Origin of the sequence: Bacteroides sp. 1001302B_160321_D4 (assembly GCF_015667765.1) — a bacterium.
Lineage (GTDB): Bacteria > Bacteroidota > Bacteroidia > Bacteroidales > Bacteroidaceae > Bacteroides > Bacteroides xylanisolvens.
Window position 1 is genome coordinate 164,389 of record NZ_JADPLO010000002.1, and the last position, 18,173, is coordinate 182,561.

Annotated in this window: 20 protein-coding genes and 1 tRNA gene; 2 read left to right on the forward strand and 19 right to left on the reverse strand. The window is 41.0% G+C overall.

Annotated elements, in window-relative coordinates; translation table 11 throughout:
• Positions 1-145: 145 nt before the first annotated feature.
• The 11 genes from KFO40_RS01475 to KFO40_RS01525 all read right to left on the reverse strand — a co-directional run bounded on the left by KFO40_RS01475 (position 146) and on the right by KFO40_RS01525 (position 9,217).
• The gene (locus KFO40_RS01475) at positions 146-802 is read right to left on the reverse strand and encodes a hypothetical protein (RefSeq protein WP_211146001.1); all 657 of its coding nucleotides are present in this window, start codon (positions 800-802) and stop codon (positions 146-148) included.
• Positions 750-941 (reverse strand): hypothetical protein, encoded by a 192-nt coding sequence (locus KFO40_RS01480; RefSeq protein ID WP_008649611.1) that lies wholly within the window; start codon positions 939-941, stop codon positions 750-752. Before KFO40_RS01480 ends, KFO40_RS01475 begins: the two co-directional genes overlap by 53 nt.
• Before the next feature lie 452 nt (positions 942-1,393).
• Positions 1,394-3,205, reverse strand: a complete 1,812-nt coding sequence (locus KFO40_RS01485) for a DEAD/DEAH box helicase family protein (protein WP_211146002.1) — start codon at positions 3,203-3,205, stop codon at positions 1,394-1,396.
• A 66-nt stretch (positions 3,206-3,271) separates the two neighbouring features.
• A complete protein-coding gene (locus tag KFO40_RS01490) occupies positions 3,272-3,760 on the reverse strand; it encodes a hypothetical protein (RefSeq protein ID WP_128859604.1) in 489 nt (162 codons plus the stop codon).
• 353 nt (positions 3,761-4,113) lie between these two features.
• Entirely contained in the window at positions 4,114-5,127 is a 1,014-nt protein-coding gene (locus KFO40_RS01495; RefSeq protein ID WP_195655796.1) for a hypothetical protein, read from the reverse strand.
• A gap of 86 nt (positions 5,128-5,213) precedes the next feature.
• Positions 5,214-6,485, reverse strand: a complete 1,272-nt coding sequence (locus KFO40_RS01500; protein WP_211146003.1) for a site-specific integrase — start codon at positions 6,483-6,485, stop codon at positions 5,214-5,216.
• Positions 6,486-6,626: 141 nt separating this feature from the next.
• Positions 6,627-6,700 (reverse strand) — tRNA-Ile (locus KFO40_RS01505).
• Positions 6,701-6,791: 91 nt separating this feature from the next.
• Positions 6,792-7,103, reverse strand: coding sequence for a DUF4491 family protein (locus KFO40_RS01510; protein ID WP_049701378.1), 312 nt, complete (start codon positions 7,101-7,103; stop codon positions 6,792-6,794).
• A gap of 5 nt (positions 7,104-7,108) precedes the next feature.
• Entirely contained in the window at positions 7,109-7,573 is a 465-nt protein-coding gene (locus KFO40_RS01515) for an Lrp/AsnC family transcriptional regulator (protein ID WP_004302580.1), read from the reverse strand.
• Between the two features lie 160 nt (positions 7,574-7,733).
• A complete protein-coding gene (locus KFO40_RS01520) occupies positions 7,734-8,612 on the reverse strand; it encodes an FKBP-type peptidyl-prolyl cis-trans isomerase (protein WP_004296603.1) in 879 nt (292 codons plus the stop codon).
• A gap of 20 nt (positions 8,613-8,632) precedes the next feature.
• Complete coding sequence (locus KFO40_RS01525; RefSeq protein WP_004296602.1) at positions 8,633-9,217, reverse strand: FKBP-type peptidyl-prolyl cis-trans isomerase; 585 nt, start codon at positions 9,215-9,217, stop codon at positions 8,633-8,635.
• 473 nt (positions 9,218-9,690) lie between these two features.
• Here KFO40_RS01525 and KFO40_RS01530 point away from each other — a divergent pair, with 473 nt between their 5' ends.
• Entirely contained in the window at positions 9,691-10,389 is a 699-nt protein-coding gene (locus KFO40_RS01530; protein ID WP_049702219.1) for an SIR2 family NAD-dependent protein deacylase, read from the forward strand.
• Positions 10,390-10,407: 18 nt separating this feature from the next.
• Here the strand turns inward: KFO40_RS01530 and KFO40_RS01535 are convergent, their stop codons facing one another.
• From KFO40_RS01535 to KFO40_RS01545, 3 genes are all read right to left on the reverse strand, one after another.
• The gene (locus KFO40_RS01535) at positions 10,408-10,632 is read right to left on the reverse strand and encodes a hypothetical protein (protein WP_049701377.1); all 225 of its coding nucleotides are present in this window, start codon (positions 10,630-10,632) and stop codon (positions 10,408-10,410) included.
• 13 nt (positions 10,633-10,645) lie between these two features.
• Positions 10,646-10,996, reverse strand: a complete 351-nt coding sequence (locus KFO40_RS01540) for a helix-turn-helix domain-containing protein (protein WP_004296599.1) — start codon at positions 10,994-10,996, stop codon at positions 10,646-10,648.
• 74 nt (positions 10,997-11,070) lie between these two features.
• On the reverse strand, positions 11,071-11,844 hold the full coding sequence (locus tag KFO40_RS01545; protein WP_004296598.1) for a class I SAM-dependent methyltransferase: 774 nt from the start codon (positions 11,842-11,844) through the stop codon (positions 11,071-11,073).
• Positions 11,845-12,286: 442 nt separating this feature from the next.
• Here KFO40_RS01545 and KFO40_RS01550 point away from each other — a divergent pair, with 442 nt between their 5' ends.
• Entirely contained in the window at positions 12,287-13,144 is an 858-nt protein-coding gene (locus KFO40_RS01550) for an SGNH/GDSL hydrolase family protein (RefSeq protein WP_049701375.1), read from the forward strand.
• A gap of 12 nt (positions 13,145-13,156) precedes the next feature.
• On the opposite strand, the gene KFO40_RS01555 is transcribed toward KFO40_RS01550, so the two are convergent.
• The 5 genes from KFO40_RS01555 to KFO40_RS01575 are packed head-to-tail and all read right to left on the reverse strand — an operon-like array spanning position 13,157 to position 18,148.
• A complete protein-coding gene (locus tag KFO40_RS01555) occupies positions 13,157-13,906 on the reverse strand; it encodes a glycosyltransferase family 2 protein (RefSeq protein ID WP_211146004.1) in 750 nt (249 codons plus the stop codon).
• Positions 13,899-15,164, reverse strand: a complete 1,266-nt coding sequence (locus KFO40_RS01560; RefSeq protein ID WP_032811925.1) for a glycosyltransferase family 4 protein — start codon at positions 15,162-15,164, stop codon at positions 13,899-13,901. The genes KFO40_RS01555 and KFO40_RS01560 overlap by 8 nt, the downstream gene beginning before the upstream one ends.
• Before the next feature lie 10 nt (positions 15,165-15,174).
• On the reverse strand, positions 15,175-16,293 hold the full coding sequence (locus KFO40_RS01565; protein WP_211146005.1) for a glycosyltransferase family 4 protein: 1,119 nt from the start codon (positions 16,291-16,293) through the stop codon (positions 15,175-15,177).
• On the reverse strand, positions 16,266-17,288 hold the full coding sequence (locus KFO40_RS01570) for a hemolysin activation protein (RefSeq protein WP_211146006.1): 1,023 nt from the start codon (positions 17,286-17,288) through the stop codon (positions 16,266-16,268). The genes KFO40_RS01565 and KFO40_RS01570 overlap by 28 nt, the downstream gene beginning before the upstream one ends.
• Entirely contained in the window at positions 17,285-18,148 is an 864-nt protein-coding gene (locus KFO40_RS01575; RefSeq protein ID WP_211146007.1) for a phosphorylcholine transferase LicD, read from the reverse strand. Before KFO40_RS01575 ends, KFO40_RS01570 begins: the two co-directional genes overlap by 4 nt.
• Positions 18,149-18,173: the final 25 nt, after the last annotated feature.

Below are 18,173 nucleotides of genomic sequence, written 5' to 3' on the forward strand. Positions count from 1 at the left end.
GGTAGTGGTAGTATTCTTATCAAATGCTATCCCTGTCATTATTAATTCGACTTCATAAGCATATAAAGACTATATATTACAGTCAGAGGTCAAATTATACCCTCTCTTAATATAATTAATAACAGGTATAAAATGACCTCTTTACTTACTTATTAAAGCTAAGAGTTATATTAGGTAATAAATCTCCTGTAATGGGATGCCATTCTTTCTTTTGTTTGGCTTCATCATTGCTTATTAGTAATTCATTAGGAGTAAGTTCCAACCTGTCGGGAAACAGTTTTAACAATCCTGCTTGGAATAATTCAATATTATATTTGGAGACTGTATTCTTACTTATTCCCAACTTATTAGCTATTCCTATGTTAGTAAGAAGAATAGTATTATTCTCTGCAATTAATAATAGCTTGATATAGTACCCTTTCACTTTCACACTTAGCTTAACTTGGGTAAACTTATGGGATAATGTGATAAAGCCTTTGTAATCCATGGCAGGTATCTTATACAGACTTCTCATTGTAAATTCATATACAGGGTGGTTGATTGGGCTGGGGTATTTCTTTCTTGTCAATACCGTGTCCATGCTCTTATTGAAATTCTTTAATGTGCTTTCCTTCTCACCTGTAATCTTGGCTATATCTTCAATCCGTAGTCTTACATTATAATAGCTGTTTCTATATAGAGACAGACAAAAGAATCTATACAGGTCAGGTTCATTTAAAGCATTTAACATTGACTTATTAATGGTAGCATTATGAGTTCTTATGCTTGTCCTGTTTATTAGATGTTGTTTGGCAATATTCATTAGTAGCTGATTGAACATTATCGGTAAATAACAAATCTCTCTTCTCCCGTTCCAACTTGTAATAGTAGGCTGTGCCAAAGTAAATCTTGGCTTCCTTCCTGTTGGCAAACTGCTTCCCTGTAGGTAAATGGATTATCATAATAATTAATCGGCTAGTCTCTGTAATGGGATATATACAGTATAATATCTTCCGTTCCTGTGTACCCTGCGTTTCATGTAGCCATTAAATTGCGCCCACATTCCGATTTGAAGTTTATTGTCCCGTACATTATTCTTCAGGGCTTTAATTCTGATTTCATGATAGGTAAGTTCCTTCATAGTAATTAATAAGATTAGAATAGGTTTGTAGTGGTGAATCTGGGTAGGTAACAGACAATCTGAATGTTATGTCATTTGAGGTATTGCAAAGGTAATAAATGTCAGTGGCATTGCCTAACCATTATACCACAATCGGGAATGACAGACTACAGGATAAAATAAATCCCGATAATCCAAGTTGGTGATAACCGGACTATCGGGACTATGGCATATTCAACATTTTTAGAACACCCCCATATAAATAGAGTTCTTTCTAAAATGGTAGTATATCTCTTATACTCTTTCTCTAATGATTAGTCTGGCTTTGTCTTTGCCAATCCATGCATTCTCCGTATGAAAGAACTCTTCTATAGTTTTACTTGTTATGGCTTTATGAGGTGGTACTTCCATTAATTCATATATACGTTTAATTTCCTTCTTTATGTAATCCAATTTGTACTTCCGTCCGATTCTAAAAGAGTTCTTGATTAATGCGACAGTTTCCCCGCCTTTGCTTCTGGTCTGGTATTGTTTGAGTATCATGGCTTCCTGTATTTTGGACTGGGAGTAATTCAATCTTTCTATTTCTCCTTTACCTAAACAATCATAGGCTTTCACTATAAATTCATCACTTTCGATTAAGTCTCTTTTAAATTGCATATCCAGTTCCGTGTTATCCAATAGTTCAAGTTGGGAAACTATGACTTTGCGTTTCTCCTTAAGAGATATGCATCTGTTCTCTCGTTTCAAACGTTCTGTGTCTCCTAGTGGGTATGAGAAGCCGGTTGATTCAACATTGAAAGCTCCTGTATTCTTATAGGCGTTAACTAGTGATTCTCTATCATGATAATAGCCTTTTAGAATTTCCTCATTAATGTAATTATCAATAGCAAACCAATTCTTGTTCTGCCTCTTATCCAAGTATTTATTATATGGTACACTATCACGTGCCGAACGGTATGCATCCCTTGCCTCTTTGGTGGTAGCCGTATTGTAATAGCTGGTAAGAATCTTATAAACTTCCTCACTGCTATGAATATAAAGTTTTATTTCTTCCATGCTGCGTTGAGGTAAATCTTTATTGGTATTACTGATATGTACAATATTAGATACTCCGTTTCTGAATCTACCTACTATCTGTATGACATCACAGTAAGGGTCTACCATTGTCTGTTCCGCAAAGTAGACATCGGATATAATAATAATGTTGGGCTGTTCATCCAATTCTATATCCAATGCATTGTAGAATCTGGAAGTAAAGAAATTATACATCTTTATCTTATTCCTATCCCATTTGGAACAGGCGTTCTTAAACTTCAACCTTTTCAACTTGTCTACACTTTGGTCTGCACAGAATACTACAGAATCATCCTGTATATCCATTTGTTTGATGAGTGAATATATAATGTCGGTTGAGTTTATAAAGAAGCAATTGTACTGGTTGTTGCTCCCGTTGGTAGACTTAATCAATGAAAGAATATTCTTGGTGGTTTCTAAAATATTATTTGTGTGACTTACTTGGATATTCCTGGTATATTCAAATGTCGGTTGGATTTCTAATATTTGAAAGCCCTGTTGTTCAAAGCGTGGGTCTGTTACTTCTATTGGTGTGGCTGAAACGAGCGCCTTCTCTTCAAAATCGAAGAAGTCGTCCAGTGGCAGGGTTATATCATTTCTGTAATCAACATCTTTCGTGACTTTGTGGCATTCGTCGAACAATAGGAAGCAAGTAAAGCGTATATCCATATCCATTGCTTCAAAGGCATCTTTTACCTTCTTGAAACTTTCTGGCGTGGTAAGTATCTTATAGAACCTGCCTTTATTCTTATTCAAATATTCAATAATGTCTTCCGTGTTTACACCCTTATATACTCCGAACAGAGCATCAGCTTTATGTTTGGAATCCTCACATTTACCAATTATTACAGGAACATTCGGTTCGATAATGATAGAATGCCTGTCTGCTTTCAGTTCTCCATAAGTAGCTCCAAGTCCTGTCAGTTTCTTATATAGTATTGTATTGGCAGGAATCTTCGGTAATACTTCCTTTAAATATTGAATCTTGTTATTCGCGTCTTTATTAATCTTTATGTACCTTGTTTCCATTGTCACTTTGTAATTAAAAGGAGGGAGAAGGCATTTATCCCTCTCCCGTTGCAAAGTTAGCTATTCTTATATTAAATAATCTTGCTCTCTTAGGTAATCTACCAACTCTTCTGTACGCTTGATTCTAAATAGTACCTTTCCATGTGCAAAGGAGGCTGTTGCATTGATATATCCACTTGTCTCTCTGAATAATGGAGTAATTTGTACCTTTCTCTTTTGATTTATGAAGATTTTAAGTACCTCGGTCTGAATATCGAAGTTCTCATCCTCTTCGGGAGTTACTTCTGTTGGTTTTATATTGCAGTCCTCATATTCTCCAGATTGCAGATATGTCGCCAACCATGCAATTGAACTTCCTGTTAATAGATATTTGAAACCTTTTAATTTATCGGATTCTACCCATGCGTAGTTGTACCCACCTTTGTCCTTACTGAATTTGACTGTTAAATATTCCCCCTTCTGCATCATGAATTTTACAGTGTTGTGTGCACCCATGTTGTCATAAGAGTTTGCAGGAATAATATAACCTCCGAAATTTAAATTTGTAATTTTCATAATCTTTAAATTTTAATTTGTTATTAATTAATTTTATTCTGCAACCTCCGGTTAAGTGTGCACCCTTAACGTTTGATTGCGGTGCAAAACTACTGCTATCCTAACTGCTGTGTTATAAAGAATAAGTTCTGATTTCAGCTCTATTCTTTAGGAACTTGTCTTGTCAGTTATTCAATGCTCTCGTTTTACATTGCAAAGGTGGGGAATAGTCAGAAGGTGTGTTATAAAGAATAGAAGGCGATTTGAAGTGTATTCTTTAGATATAAGAATATCAATGGATTAGCTGATTTAAGGACATAAAAATAACTACCACGTGATTACATGGTAGTCTGTGAGGATTGGTAGATTATTAATTACCAGAGATGTTCTGTAGATTGATTATTGGGTGAGAAATTGTAGTCTTCTGTCTGCTTGGGCTTCCATTGTGGTTTATAGCCTTGCTTTACCAAATAGGCTATTGCTGCATTGGTGTAGTTCTCATCATTATTGAAACTGTCCGCTTCAAATAATAATTCCATGTAGCCTAAAGTCATGCGTATCTGTTCACTCTTGGTCTTTAATGAGGAATATCTTTGTAACAGGTGGAATGTACCATACATGATTAGATTATGGGCTGCATTATTGGCTTTCCTGCCCTTCTTCTGTGAATATACTTCCTTCAATTCCTGTTGGGCTTCTTCCAAACTGTTTACTCCTAAATAGATGTGAAGATAGTTATCCAATAAATCTGTCAGCCAATAGCAAGAGTTATCAAGAGTAATCTTCTTAACTCCGTTATCAATGGTTATAGGACTGAATACCCTTAGCTCCTTCTTCTTGGAAGGTGAGTATCTCTTGGTATTCAGCAACTCATATAGCTTTAACATCTCTGGACGGACTTGTTCCAGATAAGGCAGTGTGTTCTCTGATATGGTAACTTCTGTGTAAAGTTCACCATTCTTATACTTCTCATATATGGTAGCTACAACAAGCAAACTTATTCCAATTACTCCGTCATTGTCAGTTTCACCATACTTCTGTAATAAATCAATCAGCCTTTCCAACATATTATTACTTGGCAGAGTGACAAGTATATTGTGTTCTGAATCCATAATGAAGCTACTTGGATTAAATGCCTTATTGGTAGAAATGGATTTGGAAGCATACCGTTTATAATCAAATACTCCGTTATCTACTGCAATAGTATTTAGAAATGAATGGTCTGTCATGTAGTTCTTACAAATATCTTCACTGATTCCGCTGGGATATTCATGGTAGTAAGTTGCTAACAGCTCATTCTCAAACATGGCACGCTTATAGCCAAAGTATTCCGTGAGTATGGGTTCTATCCTTTTTAATTCTGGAATTGGTAGTATGTAATCTCTCATATCGCTTCTTATATTAGTGCTGTAAAGATAAATAATGCTGTCCCATTATGCAATAGAACAGCATTACAAACTGCTACAGAATGTAATTACATTCTTCCAAATACGTACTTCACGACCTTCGCATTAGCCCTGTTCTCGTTGACGAAATCCCGCTCAATATAGATGTCCGTTACCCTCATTGTTTCATCAACGTGGTTTAACGCTGCATGGACTGTATATTTGTCAATTCCTACTTTATTGAGTGCTATGGTAGCCCATGAGTGGCGCGCTGCATAATATTCCAAGTCATCAATCTCCAATAATCTTCCAATCTCCTTTAAACCATAGTTTATGGCTTTATTAAAACCTTTCTCGTCAACGTAATATTGATAGAAATTGAAGAGGCGTTTACCTGTTTTATCCTTATACTTCTCAATGAGCGGTTGGGCTAATTTAGGTATATCAACCTTCATTTGAGCTTTATCCAGTCTGCGGTCTTTAGTCTTTGTACGATTATATGTAATTGTATTGCCTTTCATTTCAGTGGCATTGTATAAATCTGCTGAGTTCATACCCATAAGGCAGAATGAGAGAATGAAGCAATCCTTAGCCAAATTATAACGGCACGTAGCTTTGTAACCCTTCTTCATGTCCTTATATGGTAACTTCCATACCTTCTTTATAATATCTGCGGATATAGCTCTTTTACGGGTAGCTTCTTGTTTGGGTATTTCAAGTTCTATGAAGGGTGAGTTGGGAATTAAGATTAAATTCTTATCCTTCTTATTATACCTCCTCTTGGCTTCATTGAACAACTTCTTGATACTTATCAAATAAAGGGAGAGTGAACGATTAGAAGGTACACGTTTGCCTTGCTGCATTAATCTTTTAGTCCGTATCTCACGTTCTTTATTCAAGAATGATTTGAAGTCTTCTAAGAAGTCAAGAGTAATTAGATTAATATCCAACTCCTCCTTACCTATGAAACGCACTAAAGCATTAATGGCAGTTGTATAATTGGGTGCACCTTTGATTGTAGTTGAGGCTATCCATTCACGACTGAACTTTATAAAATTAATGGTCTGTTGTTTCTCCTGTTCTCCGTTCAGAAATTCAACTATCTCATCCAAAGAATAATGATTTTGGTCTAGTTGCAGTTTTAGACACTGTTCCCTGTAATAGAGAACAAGCCTATCTACCTCTCTCTTAATGGAAGTATCCTCTTTAAATTTGAGGGATTTAGTTAGGTCTTGTTGAGTTACAAACAGGTTGGTGGATAAACGTTTTACCTTGCGGTCTAATGTGAATCTAATCTTGACGTTATATGTTCCGTCAACTTTTAGTTCACTCCTTTTAATTTCAGCTTTAATAGTCAGCATATTAGCTCTATTTTAATTAGTCAACAATTAGTCAACATCTGCTTAAAATAGGAATAAATAATCAAGAGCAACAGACTTATATCTGGAGGGTTTACAAACTAAAAGAGGCTCTATTCCCTTAGGAATGAGCCTCTTAGTTTGTGGGCCATCTTGGGCTTGAACCAAGGACCTCCAGATTATGAGTCTGTTGCTCTAACCAACTGAGCTAAAAGCCCGATGTATCCATTAACTGGATGCGGTGACAAAAGTAGTATTTTCCGTCGAATTATGCAAATTCTTTCGAGAAAAAACTGTAATCCTTTGCTTCTAGAACTTATATTTGCGCTTCGGATTCTTGGGGAACCATCCTTTTTGTACCCGTTCTTCCTGTTCGAAAACCTCTTTGATCGTCCAGAAGGAAGAAAACGCAAACACGCCTAATAAAGAAGATAAGATCACATTATCGATACTTAAGGAGGCAATCACACCGGCAATGCCGAGTATCAGGAATATCCACCAGCATTTTGTGCCCCAGTAATATTCGGCCTTTACCACGACGGGGTGAAAAAGGCCGATAATCAAAAAGGTACAGATTCCGATGAATAACCCTGCAAGGTGATATTCATTTAGAAACTCCATCACAATTATTTTTCAACGCGGATGGGAATCTCTTTCTTGATACTCTGTTCCAGAGAAATCAGAGTCTCGGTAGCTACTACACCTGGTATTTCTTGCATTTTGTTATTCAGCAAATCCATCAGATGTTCGTTGTCGCATGCATAAAGTTTTGTCAGCATTGTGTACGGGCCTGTAGTGAAATGACATTCCACTATTTCGGGAATCTTTTGTAATTCTGCTACGACAGATTTGTACATGGAGCCTTTTTCCAGCTTGATACCCACGTATGTACAAGTTCTGTAGCCCAATGATTTCGGGTTCACATGGTAACCAGAGCCTACAATGACACCTAGGTCAATCAGTCTTTGCACACGCTGATGGATAGCTGCGCGTGATACTCCACATTCGGCTGCTACGTCTTTAAAAGGGATGCGGGCATTCTGGGAGATAATCTCTAGGATCTGCCTGTCGAGGTTGTCTATTCTTTCCATAATAATAAATTGTAATTTCCTGTTGTTATCAAATAGTAAGCAAATATAGAGATTTATTTTAATTATTCTTCTTTTCGGAGAAAAAAAATAGGAAAAAGCAAAAAAAAGAGGCACAAACGTTTTGCGCCTCTTTCCTTTTTCTATTTAGAAAAGAACTTTCTTATTTCTTATCTTTTTCGATGCTCAACAGTTCAACTTCGAAAATCAAAGTAGAGAACGGTTTGATTTGGTTGCCAGATTCTCTTGCACCGTAAGCAAGTTCTTGTGGGATATAAAGTTCCCATTTAGAACCTACAGGCATCATAGTCAATGCTTCTGTCCAACCTTTGATTACTTGGTTAGCACGGAAAGTAGACGGTTCGTTACGTTTGTAAGAGCTGTCGAATTCTGTTCCGTCGATCAAAGTACCTTTGTAGTTCACTTTCACTTTGCAAGTGTCAGCAGGAATTTCACCTTTACCTTCAGTGATTACTTTGTATTGCAGACCGCTTGCAGTAGTTTTTACGCCGTCTTTAGTCTTGTTTTCAGCAAGGAATTTTTCGTTTTCAGCTTTATAGTCAGCATATTTTTCTTCCAAAGCTTTTGCTTTGATAGTCTCCATAGCTGTACGAGTATATTCTTGAGCTGCTTCCATAGTCATTACGCCGCCTTTTTCCAAAGTACCTGCGATGAAACCTGCCATGAAGTTTTCTTTGCTGATAGTTTTAGTAGAGTCTGTACCAAACAATTCTTGGTTGATACCTTTCATCATCTGGTTGCTGATTTGCTGACCGATTTGCAGACCTGCCATGTAAGCGATGTCTTTTTTGCTAGTCTTGTTTGCGCCTTCGTTCAAACCTTTGATGAATTCTGCCATGTAAGTAGTATCAACATCCAGACGACCTGTCAGATAGCCTTTCAGACCTTGAGTCTGAGCCATACCGATAGAATACGACAGTGAGTCGATGTCTGTTTTCAGATTTGCTTTAGGAGCTTGAGCTGTACAAGAAGCAAGGCTTGCTGCAGCGGCGATTGCCATAAAAATACTAACTTTTTTCATTTTGCTTTGAATTTTTTTATTTATAATACTTCGAGTAATTCTACTTCAAAAATGAGTGTGCTGTGAGGAGGAATCATTTCTCCGGCACCTCTTGCGCCATAAGCGAGTTCTGACGGAATATACAGTTTCCATTTGGAACCTTCCGGCATCAGCTGCAAAGCTTCCACCCATCCCGGGATTACTTGGTTGACGCCGAATACAGCCGGTTCTCCGCGTTGGATAGAGCTGTCGAACAGTGTACCGTCGATCAATGTACCTTCATAGTGGCATCTTACCTGATCGGTAGCTTTCGGCTTTTTACCTGTACCTTCTTTGATGATTTCATATTGTAGTCCGCTGGGAAGGACAACTACGCCCGGTCCTTTTTTGTTTTCTTCGAGGAATGCCTGTCCCTGCTCAATAGCAACGGCACCCATCTTAGATTCCAATTCTTCGAAATATTTGTTCACTATTTCGCGGGCTTCATTGTGGCTGATAGCCGTCTGATTACCTTCTAATACATCTTTGATTGCTTGTGCGAAATCATCTACCGCAAGGTTTCCGATTCCCATGCTTGATAAGTTTTGACCAATTCCGAGGCCAATAGAGTAACTGAATTTATCCATATAATGTTTTTTGTTGGCGATTGAAATGTATCACCTTCATGGTTTTAGCTTTCAATCAATTGCAAATTTATGAAACGCAAAAGTACGTGTTTTATTTGAATGATTTAGCATTTGCTATTTAAAAATTCTTATATCTGTGAAAGTTAATCGCTTTTCTTTAAAGAATTAGTTCTTTTGTTGGCGGGATTTAATCTGCTTATTCTTATTGTGTAAGTTAGTTTATGCAGATAATTAATCGTCTAACTATAGTTTTCTTTTCGTCTGACTATAGTCAGATGAAAGAATAACTATAGTCAGATGAAAGTTTAACTATAGTCAGACGAATAAATATTAGTATGTTTGATGTTAACTACCTATATCTTTCATCTTAAAGTTCTGCATAAATCGGATTAGATTAAGCGTAAGAAAGTCTTCTTTTATTCGATGATTCTGATTACATTTGTGTGGCTATTAAAAAAGAAGGAGGAATAGTAATGAAAAATCTGGTAGTTTTGACGGGTGCCGGTATGAGTGCCGAGAGTGGGATCAGTACATTTCGGGATGCGGGCGGTTTGTGGGATAAATATCCTGTGGAGCAGGTGGCTACTCCTGAAGGTTATCAGCGGGACCCGGCTCTGGTGATTAATTTCTATAATGAACGCCGGAAACAGTTGTTGGAGGTGAAACCGAACCGTGGGCATGAATTGTTGGCGGAACTGGAGAAAAGTTTCCATGTAACGGTGGTGACGCAGAATGTAGATAATCTGCATGAACGCGCCGGAAGCAGCCACATTATTCATCTGCATGGCGAACTGACAAAAGTATGTTCTAGTAGAGATCCATATAATCCTCAATTTATAAAAGAGCTGAAACCGGAAGAATATGAAGTGAAGATGGGAGACAAGGCCGGTGATGGCACTCAATTACGACCTTTCATTGTATGGTTTGGAGAAGCTGTGCCGGAAATTGAAACAGCTATCCGCTATGTGGAGAAAGCGGATATTTTCGTCATTATCGGTACATCGCTTAATGTATATCCTGCGGCGGGGCTGCTTCATTATGTACCGAGAGGAGCAGAGGTGTATCTGATTGATCCGAAACCGGTAGATACGCATACTTCCCGTTCGATACATGTAATTCAGAAGGGGGCTTCTGAAGGAATGGGTGAATTGAAACAATTGTTGGGAATTTGAGACTTCTTTCCCTCCGTTTTATTCCAGTTCGCTGACAAAAATATGATTATTCCGGAGTACTTCCGATATTTCGAGTGCAGTGATACCACTGCACTCGATTCTTAATATTTTCTCCCAGTCCTCAAAGTCCACATTCCATTTGTCTATTTGAGGGAACTCTGCCAAAAGTTTTCCTATGCGTTTGATGTCACATCTTTTGGTGATAGAAGTTCGAAAAATCAGAATCTTATTTTCTTTTTCCATATTCTTTAGCGTTTTATTTTAGTGAGCGGAACTCCCGGATCGTCATACTGAAATGCAGCCTGAAATTGCGACTTAACAGCGAAAGGCTGCTAAAGCCGCAAAGGGCGGCAATTTCGGTGGCGGAAAGTTCCTTGTTTTGTTTTAATAATAGGGCTGCTTTTTCAATCCGGGTGCGTTTGATATAATCCGTAGGCGTTTCGCCGGTCAGGATTGTAAATACGCGGTGGAAGTGGAAAGGAGAAAAGCATGCGATACCCGCCATTTTCTGTAATGATAACGGCTGGTCAATGTTTTGATGGATATAGTCGGTCACTTTGTTGATCCGTAACTGATATTCTTCCTTATTTATATCTTTCGTTTCCATATCTTCTGCAAAATAAAGGATAATAAATGCCGGAGAGTTATCCTATCTTGCTAACTTCTCCGGCAGATAGTCAATTATCTTTTTTTTCCTATATAGAATACATAGCCGTAGTATTCTTTATACTTATTATATAGGTTCTCTTCGTGTCGTTGACCGGCGATGAGGTCTGCGGCAGCTTCATTTCCTGCATATTCCTTCAGAAAGGCTTCCTGAACCGGGAATTGGGGAGCATAGAAATGCTCGGTCCAGCAATTTTCCGGTAAGATGAAATGGGCTGTCGGGATATATCCGGCTTTCTCCATTTGTGCTATTTTTCTCGGAATCGTATCGATTTCCGGGTAATTAGCCATCCAGAAGTCGTCTATTTCGGAGGGGCGTTCCGGGGTGAACCAGGATGCTTCCGTTACAGCGATGAATCCGTTCTTTTTCAGAAACTTATTCCATTCATTCATGCCGCGTTCGAATCCTATATTATAGATAGCTCCTTCGGACCAGATCAGATCGAGTTCTTCCTCTTGAAACGGCAAAGCGTCCATAGAACCGACAATGCCTTTTACTCTGTCTTCGCAATGGGCTTCTATTGCATTTCTGTTGAATATTTCGATGAAGTCGGGGAAAAGATCGATGCCTGTAATTTGCCCTTTCGTATAGTTGGCTAATGCCATTGTCTGCCCGCCTGTGCCACAGCCAATATCGGCTATTCTGGCATTGTCAGACAGTTCGTTGGTGAAACTTAAGGCTTTTTGTGTGACTTCAGGGCTTCCCGGACCTTGACGTTTTAGTCCTTTGAAGTAATTACATATCAGTGTAAAATCGAATTCGTGGATTGTTTTTAATTCGTTACTCATTGTTTTTTAATGTTTTAGCAGTACGGTAAATGAAGGCATGTGACGATGCTTGTGACCATTTGACCATACAAATAGTTTAAAATTTAGATATAGAAAATAACTCTGACAAGAATATGTCAGAAAACATAAGGGATAATCTGTAATGAGAGGAAGGCTTACAGATTATTTACAGAACGGAATCCTTATGGAATGAAAATGAGTTAAACATCCAATTTTTCTTTTAGTTTGTGACAAAGATAGGATTTTAGGTGTAAAACTCAATGATAACTTTGATGAAAAAATACTGTAAACCTGCATTTTAGCAAGAATAGTCAAATAGGGACCCGTTTGTCTGTCCGGTTGTATGGATGAGATTGACTGCCCAAATTGATTGAAACTACCTATTTTTGAATTACATTTGCAGGATATTAGATACAAATCTCTCATTTAATGTATAATACCGATGAAAAGCAAATTATTACTCGCATGTACCATTCTGTTTTTCTGTTCCTCTTTTCTGTGCGGACAGAATCAAACATCTAAAGTTGCAAACTCTGCTGAAACGAATAATGGAGCTGTCCGGCATCCATGGCAAGGAAAAAGAGTGGGGTATTTGGGAGACTCTATTACAGATCCCAACTGCTATGGTGACAAAATAAAGAAATACTGGGATTTCCTGCAGGAATGGCTGGGGATTACTCCTTATGTATATGGTATCAGCGGCAGACAATGGAATGATGTGCCCCGTCAGGCCGAGAAACTAAAGCAGGAACACGGTGGAGAAGTGGATGCTATCTTGATTCTGATGGGTACGAATGATTTTAATGACGGTGTGCCTATCGGAGAGTGGTTTACGGAAACAGAAGAACAGGTGATGGCAGCCCGCGGACAGACCAAAAAGCTGGAAACCCGCAAGAAACGTACGCCTATGATGGATGGAAACACGTATAAAGGACGTATCAACATCGGAATCAACAGGCTGAAACAACTGTTTCCGGATAAGCAGATTGTACTATTAACCCCGTTGCACCGCTCACTGGCGGATTTTGGAGAGAAGAACGTGCAACCGGATGAAAACTATCAGAATAGTTGTGGTGAATATGTGGATGCCTACGTACAGGCTGTCAAAGAAGCCGGCAATGTATGGGGAGTGCCCGTAATTGATTTTAATGCGGTAACCGGACTGAACCCGATGGTGGAAGAACAACTGATTTACTTCTACGATGCAGGATATGACCGTTTACATCCTAGTACAAAGGGGCAGATACGTATGGCACGTACGCTGATGTACCAGTTGCTTGCGCTGCCTGCAACATTTTAAAGAGAACCAGCTTTACCGGTGAATCACCGCACGGATCACAAACCATATATGATGTGCTACGGTGCCAATCAACCCGTAGTGCTTTGCCATGATGCGAAATCTCTCTTTCAGGGAGGCTTTCTGATTGCGGGTAGTCATTCCTTCATCCAGATAATCGATAATCGTCAGATGGGTATTGTGTAAGGTGCGCGCTTTCTTCATAAGACGGATGCACCAGTCGAAATCAGCTGAAAAACGATATTTCAGGTTGTAGGGCTTTACCAGCGTATGACGGGGAAAGAATGCCTGATGGCAGACTAACATACCCTGTTTGAAACTTTTCCAGGTAAGCGTTTCGGGAGCGGACAATCTGCGCATCCGCAGGAAATGCCTGTCCTGGTCTACGATAGCGGTTTCTCCGTAAAGCACATCGGGCAGTTCGCTGCCGTTGATGGTATGCACCATTTGTTGTAGTGTGTCGTCCTCGTGAAAACAGTCGCCCGCGTTCAGGAAACAGAGATAATCGCCGCTGGCAAGGGCGATGCCTTTATTCATGGCGTCATACAGCCCTTTGTCCGGTTCGCTGACAACGGTGTGTATGTGCGGGCGGTAGCGGTTGATAATAGAAATGGTTCCATCCTTGGAAGCTCCATCTACGATGATGTATTCTATATGATGATAGGTTTGTGAAATGACACTCTGAATCGTGTCTTCCAATACCTTTTCAGCATTGTACGTCACCGTAATGATAGAGAACTTGGGAGTAGGATGGACACTATGCATATTTCCCCGTTATTTTATTGTAGACATCTGTATATTTCTTTGCGATGATGCTCTCCGAATAATTACCCAAGACCTTGCGGCAGGCTTGTGCGGAGAGTTCATCGTATTCCGGTTCCGTCAATATCCAATGTATGCCGTTGGCAAAATCTTCCGAAGATTTGTATTGTGCCACGTAACCGTTGTGCAGATGGTCGATCATTTCGGGGATACCTCCTACGTTAAAGCCGACACAGGGTACTCCGCAGGCCATTGCTTCCATAATCATGTTGGGAAGATTCTCTTCCAGAGACGGGATGGCGAAGAGGTCTACGGCATTGTAGATATTTACTATCTCATGCTCATTCTTGATGTAAGGGAGCGGGTAGACATGGAAAGGAAGCTGCTCCTGCAATTGCTGTGATTGGTTACCGAATACGACTACCCCCAGTGACTCTTTCCATTCCGGATGCTTTTCTGCCAGCAGTTTGCAGGCTTCAATGAGATAGTCGACTCCTTTTCGTTTGTCGGTGATCTTTAACGAGCCGAACAGAACCAGTTTCTTACCTTCCGGCAACATGAACTTGGCACGTGCTTCTTTTTTGTTCATGGGTTTGAACAGGTTGGTATTAATAGCGTTCGGAATATTGGTGACGCTTTTCCCTTCAAACAATGCGCTGGTCTGTGCTTGTTCCTTCAGCCAGTGACTGCACGTGACGAAATGGATGGGAGCGTAGCTGTATAACTTTTGTTTTTTGCGGAAAGTGCGGTAAGATAAATCTTTCCGGCCACCGCCTTTGTAGATGTAAGGGCAGTCGTGACACTCTTGCTGATAGTTTTTACATTCCCGTGCGTAGTGGCAGATACCGGTACATGGCCACATATCGTGCATGGTCCATACCACAGGTTTGCCGGAAGTGAGTATTTTCCGTATATCTTTCAGCGAGAGCATTCCTTGGTTGACCCAATGCAGATGGATCACGTCGGCTTGGCGAAATTCCGGGAGTGAGGTGATGTCTGTACCTGTGTTGGCAATGTCAACGTCGAACAGATGGTATCGGCGGAAACGATTGGCACTCCAGATAACGATCCGTTCCCACATGAACTTCCACACTTGCAACCAGTTACTTTTTAAGCGGACCACACTGATTTGGTCGGTCTGCTTGTCACGCACCAGCATTTTGGCTTTGATACCGTTGTTTTTCAGTGACTCCATCAACCGGCTTGCTGCAATGGCCGCTCCTCCTATTCGTTCAGATGTATTTATTATCAGGACTCTCATGGGCAAAAGTTTATGCAAATGTACGGTTTTTAGAGGAAATGTTTGATATTTCCAACAAGCTTTCTGCTATTTCGCGCGAAAAGATTTCGAGGTTGAAGCGTTCTTCTGCCAGTTTGCGTGCATTTTCTCCCATGCGTCGTGCCTCTTCGGGATGGTCGGCGATGTAGCGGATAGCGTCTATCCAGCCTTGTACATCGTTATATTCTACGGTAATGCCGATTTCTTCCTTGTCGATGTCGATTTCGAAGTTGGGGTTGCGCGAGCAGATGACGGGGATGCCGAGGGCAAATGCTTCTACGAGAGTGGTCAGTCCTACGGTGTAGGGGAAGTCCAGACAGCAGATGACGATGCAGCTTTTGCGGGCTACCAGTTTTCCCAGTTCATAGGGAATCACTCCGTCGGTATAGTGAATATGGATGGAGTCGGGCACTGAATAGCGGTCGAGTATCTTTTTATAGTTGATGTTGCCGCATGAAACGGCAATGTACAGATCCAATTCCTCATTGGTTGCGGAGAAAGACTGGAGCAGGGTGTCCACGTCCCGGTTCTCTTTGCCGGTGGAGATAAATCCTTCGGGCTTCCGGTCGGGCATTTCTGCCAACAGATGGTCGTAGAAAGGAAGGTCCGGGCCCCAATGTATCAGTTTCAGTTTGTGGGACGGAGCTTTCCGGGTTTTCTGCGAGTCCTGAATCAGCTTCCGGCTGAACAGGAACATTTGGTCGATGCCTTTGTAGAAAAGGCGGGAGATTTGTTCGCGCCACGGTTTGGGGTTGGTGACGACGGCCGTGTGATGCCAGATGACGATGGGCTTGCGGTACAGTCCCAGTGCACGGAGGAAGATGACGGGTTCTATCCCCCGGAAAGAGGTGGCATAGAGCACGTCGTATTTTTCCTTGCAGAAGAGAATCTCTTTGGTGGCGTAAAGCATGAGTTTCAGGCGGCCGGAGAAGTATTTGCATTTGTGCATTACGGAATGTATTCCGTAATTTTCCAGCAGAGGAAGTCCGTATAAAATGTGTCCGGGGAATTTATATTCTTTCCATTCCTCGTAACTTTCCCGTGTGAGACGGGTATGGTAAAAATAAATAGTAAGCAACGTATTTAGTGGTGCTTGTTTCTTTTCAGCCATTTGTTTATTCGGTTTTTGAGAGCTTTCGTAATGATGGAGAAATTACCGTATTTCAGGTTGAGGAACAGTTCTTCGAACGAACGCCCTATCTTGATCCATGGATGATCCCAGCCCATGATGCGGTAAACCCTCTCTTTGTAGGCTACGTTTTCAATGACGTAGCGGGGATGCCGCAGCGGAAAGTCCACCTCGTAACGCTTCATGGTGAAGATGCGGCGATAGCCCTTGGGCAGGGTGTGGACCGAGCCGGCAAAATGGGTGGAATCTGCCGTTGCTCCGAGGTTGTTTATCATGTTGCGGGTAGGCACGATGCTTACTCCGGAGTTGAACAGGATAGAGGCGTGGAAGATAGTTTCATAAAAGGCTTTCTGCTGTTCCCGGTGACGCTGGCACATATAGATAAAGTCGCTCCGGAATTTGCGTTCCTTGATGAGTTGCTCCAGTTGTTGCATATTGAAGGAGTCGTCCAGGAAACTGTAAAACTCGTCCCATTGGTCGACTACCCGTTTCCAGCTCGCCCATCCCCAAATGGAAAAGGTGGTGGTGAAGAAGTAGTCGGATGGCATATCTTTGGTGATTTCTTCGGGGTTGAATCCGGCAATCATGCTGATGCGGGTGTCATGTTCGTATGTATCCAGCATCTCCTTGCAGAATTGGAAAAAGGTGACGGAGGGCACATCGTCGTCTTCCAGTACGATGCACTTGTCGACTTTGGAGAAGGCCCATTTCTGCGAAAGATATTCTGAAGGGTCACAGCCGAAATTCTTTTCCTGATAAAGGCGTTCTACTTCACATTCCCAGTCTATCTGTGATACGATTTCACGGCAGGCTTCTATTCCGGGCAAATCGCGCTCGTTTCGTGCTCCGTCCTGATAGAGGAAGAGCCGGGACGGACGTGCTTTCTTCACTTGCTCGAACACTTGCGACAACTGTTGCGGGCGGTTGAAGAACAGGATAAGTACCGGGACGTCTACTAAAGCGGATTTCATATTCATAGTTCTTGTTTTGGGGTTGTACTGAATGACAGGGCGGCAGGATAGTGGTTGTTCACTTTCTCCTGTTCTTCCTTGGTAAATCGATGCAAGGTCGGGTAGTTGTATCGCAGAAACCCTTCCAGATCATCGGGAGCGGTCACGGTGAGGGGACCGAACTTTACCGGTTGCAGGTGGCGGAGGCTTTCTACGGTCACGTGGTCGGCGGTTGCCATGACGTTGTTGTAGTAGCGGGTGTTTCGTGAGTTGAAACAGCTTTGCACGGATACCAGCATCCGGTAAATTGCTTTTTTAGAGAAAAGAGAGTCGACTATTCTGTTCAGGAGACAGGAGAAGGCTCCCCGGTTTGTAGGGTTCTCTATTTCGCATTTGCCGAAGTGTTTCCACATCCATATCTCTTTTCCCATCAGGCAGCATTTGAGGAAGCCGAGTATGCCGGATTGCATTTGCCGCAACAGTTTGTTGTCGGGAATTCTGTCGAACGGGAAGATATCTACAAAGATGCCCGGATGCATCGGGATGTTCTTGAACATTTCTTCTACGAAAAGGGTGTTGTTTTTCTTAACCTTCGCGTAGTAATAGGGGGTGTGAGGGTCTGTCTCTATCCATGAAAGAAAGTAGGAAGGGCCCAGTTCTCCGGGTGCTACTTTTAAGAATTTGTTGTAATTCTCCCGCGTCATGCCGATGTCTATATCATCATCCCAGGGGAGAATGCCCTGATCGTAGAGTGCGCCGATGGCTGTGCCGCCTATCACAAAATAGGGAATGTGGTGCTTCTGACATACCCGGATGGTTTCTCCCAATATGTCGTAAAGTTCGGCATGTAATAAATCAAGCTCTTCGGCTGTATATTTCTTGTTCATCGGAAATGGTTAATGCACGTTGTAT

Bases quoted from the DNA above. Each gene is read 5' to 3' on its own strand.
- KFO40_RS01475 (WP_211146001.1), bottom strand. From the start codon at position 802: ATGAATATTGCCAAACAACATCTAATAAACAGGACAAGCATAAGAACT.
- KFO40_RS01480 (WP_008649611.1), bottom strand. From the start codon at position 941: ATGATAATCCATTTACCTACAGGGAAGCAGTTTGCCAACAGGAAGGAA.
- KFO40_RS01485 (WP_211146002.1), bottom strand. From the start codon at position 3,205: ATGGAAACAAGGTACATAAAGATTAATAAAGACGCGAATAACAAGATT.
- KFO40_RS01490 (WP_128859604.1), bottom strand. From the start codon at position 3,760: ATGAAAATTACAAATTTAAATTTCGGAGGTTATATTATTCCTGCAAAC.
- KFO40_RS01495 (WP_195655796.1), bottom strand. From the start codon at position 5,127: ATGAGAGATTACATACTACCAATTCCAGAATTAAAAAGGATAGAACCC.
- KFO40_RS01500 (WP_211146003.1), bottom strand. From the start codon at position 6,485: ATGCTGACTATTAAAGCTGAAATTAAAAGGAGTGAACTAAAAGTTGAC.
- KFO40_RS01510 (WP_049701378.1), bottom strand. From the start codon at position 7,103: ATGGAGTTTCTAAATGAATATCACCTTGCAGGGTTATTCATCGGAATC.
- KFO40_RS01515 (WP_004302580.1), bottom strand. From the start codon at position 7,573: ATGGAAAGAATAGACAACCTCGACAGGCAGATCCTAGAGATTATCTCC.
- KFO40_RS01520 (WP_004296603.1), bottom strand. From the start codon at position 8,612: ATGAAAAAAGTTAGTATTTTTATGGCAATCGCCGCTGCAGCAAGCCTT.
- KFO40_RS01525 (WP_004296602.1), bottom strand. From the start codon at position 9,217: ATGGATAAATTCAGTTACTCTATTGGCCTCGGAATTGGTCAAAACTTA.
- KFO40_RS01530 (WP_049702219.1), top strand. From the start codon at position 9,691: ATGAAAAATCTGGTAGTTTTGACGGGTGCCGGTATGAGTGCCGAGAGT.
- KFO40_RS01535 (WP_049701377.1), bottom strand. From the start codon at position 10,632: ATGGAAAAAGAAAATAAGATTCTGATTTTTCGAACTTCTATCACCAAA.
- KFO40_RS01540 (WP_004296599.1), bottom strand. From the start codon at position 10,996: ATGGAAACGAAAGATATAAATAAGGAAGAATATCAGTTACGGATCAAC.
- KFO40_RS01545 (WP_004296598.1), bottom strand. From the start codon at position 11,844: ATGAGTAACGAATTAAAAACAATCCACGAATTCGATTTTACACTGATA.
- KFO40_RS01550 (WP_049701375.1), top strand. From the start codon at position 12,287: ATGAAAAGCAAATTATTACTCGCATGTACCATTCTGTTTTTCTGTTCC.
- KFO40_RS01555 (WP_211146004.1), bottom strand. From the start codon at position 13,906: ATGCATAGTGTCCATCCTACTCCCAAGTTCTCTATCATTACGGTGACG.
- KFO40_RS01560 (WP_032811925.1), bottom strand. From the start codon at position 15,164: ATGAGAGTCCTGATAATAAATACATCTGAACGAATAGGAGGAGCGGCC.
- KFO40_RS01565 (WP_211146005.1), bottom strand. From the start codon at position 16,293: ATGGCTGAAAAGAAACAAGCACCACTAAATACGTTGCTTACTATTTAT.
- KFO40_RS01570 (WP_211146006.1), bottom strand. From the start codon at position 17,288: ATGAATATGAAATCCGCTTTAGTAGACGTCCCGGTACTTATCCTGTTC.
- KFO40_RS01575 (WP_211146007.1), bottom strand. From the start codon at position 18,148: ATGAACAAGAAATATACAGCCGAAGAGCTTGATTTATTACATGCCGAA.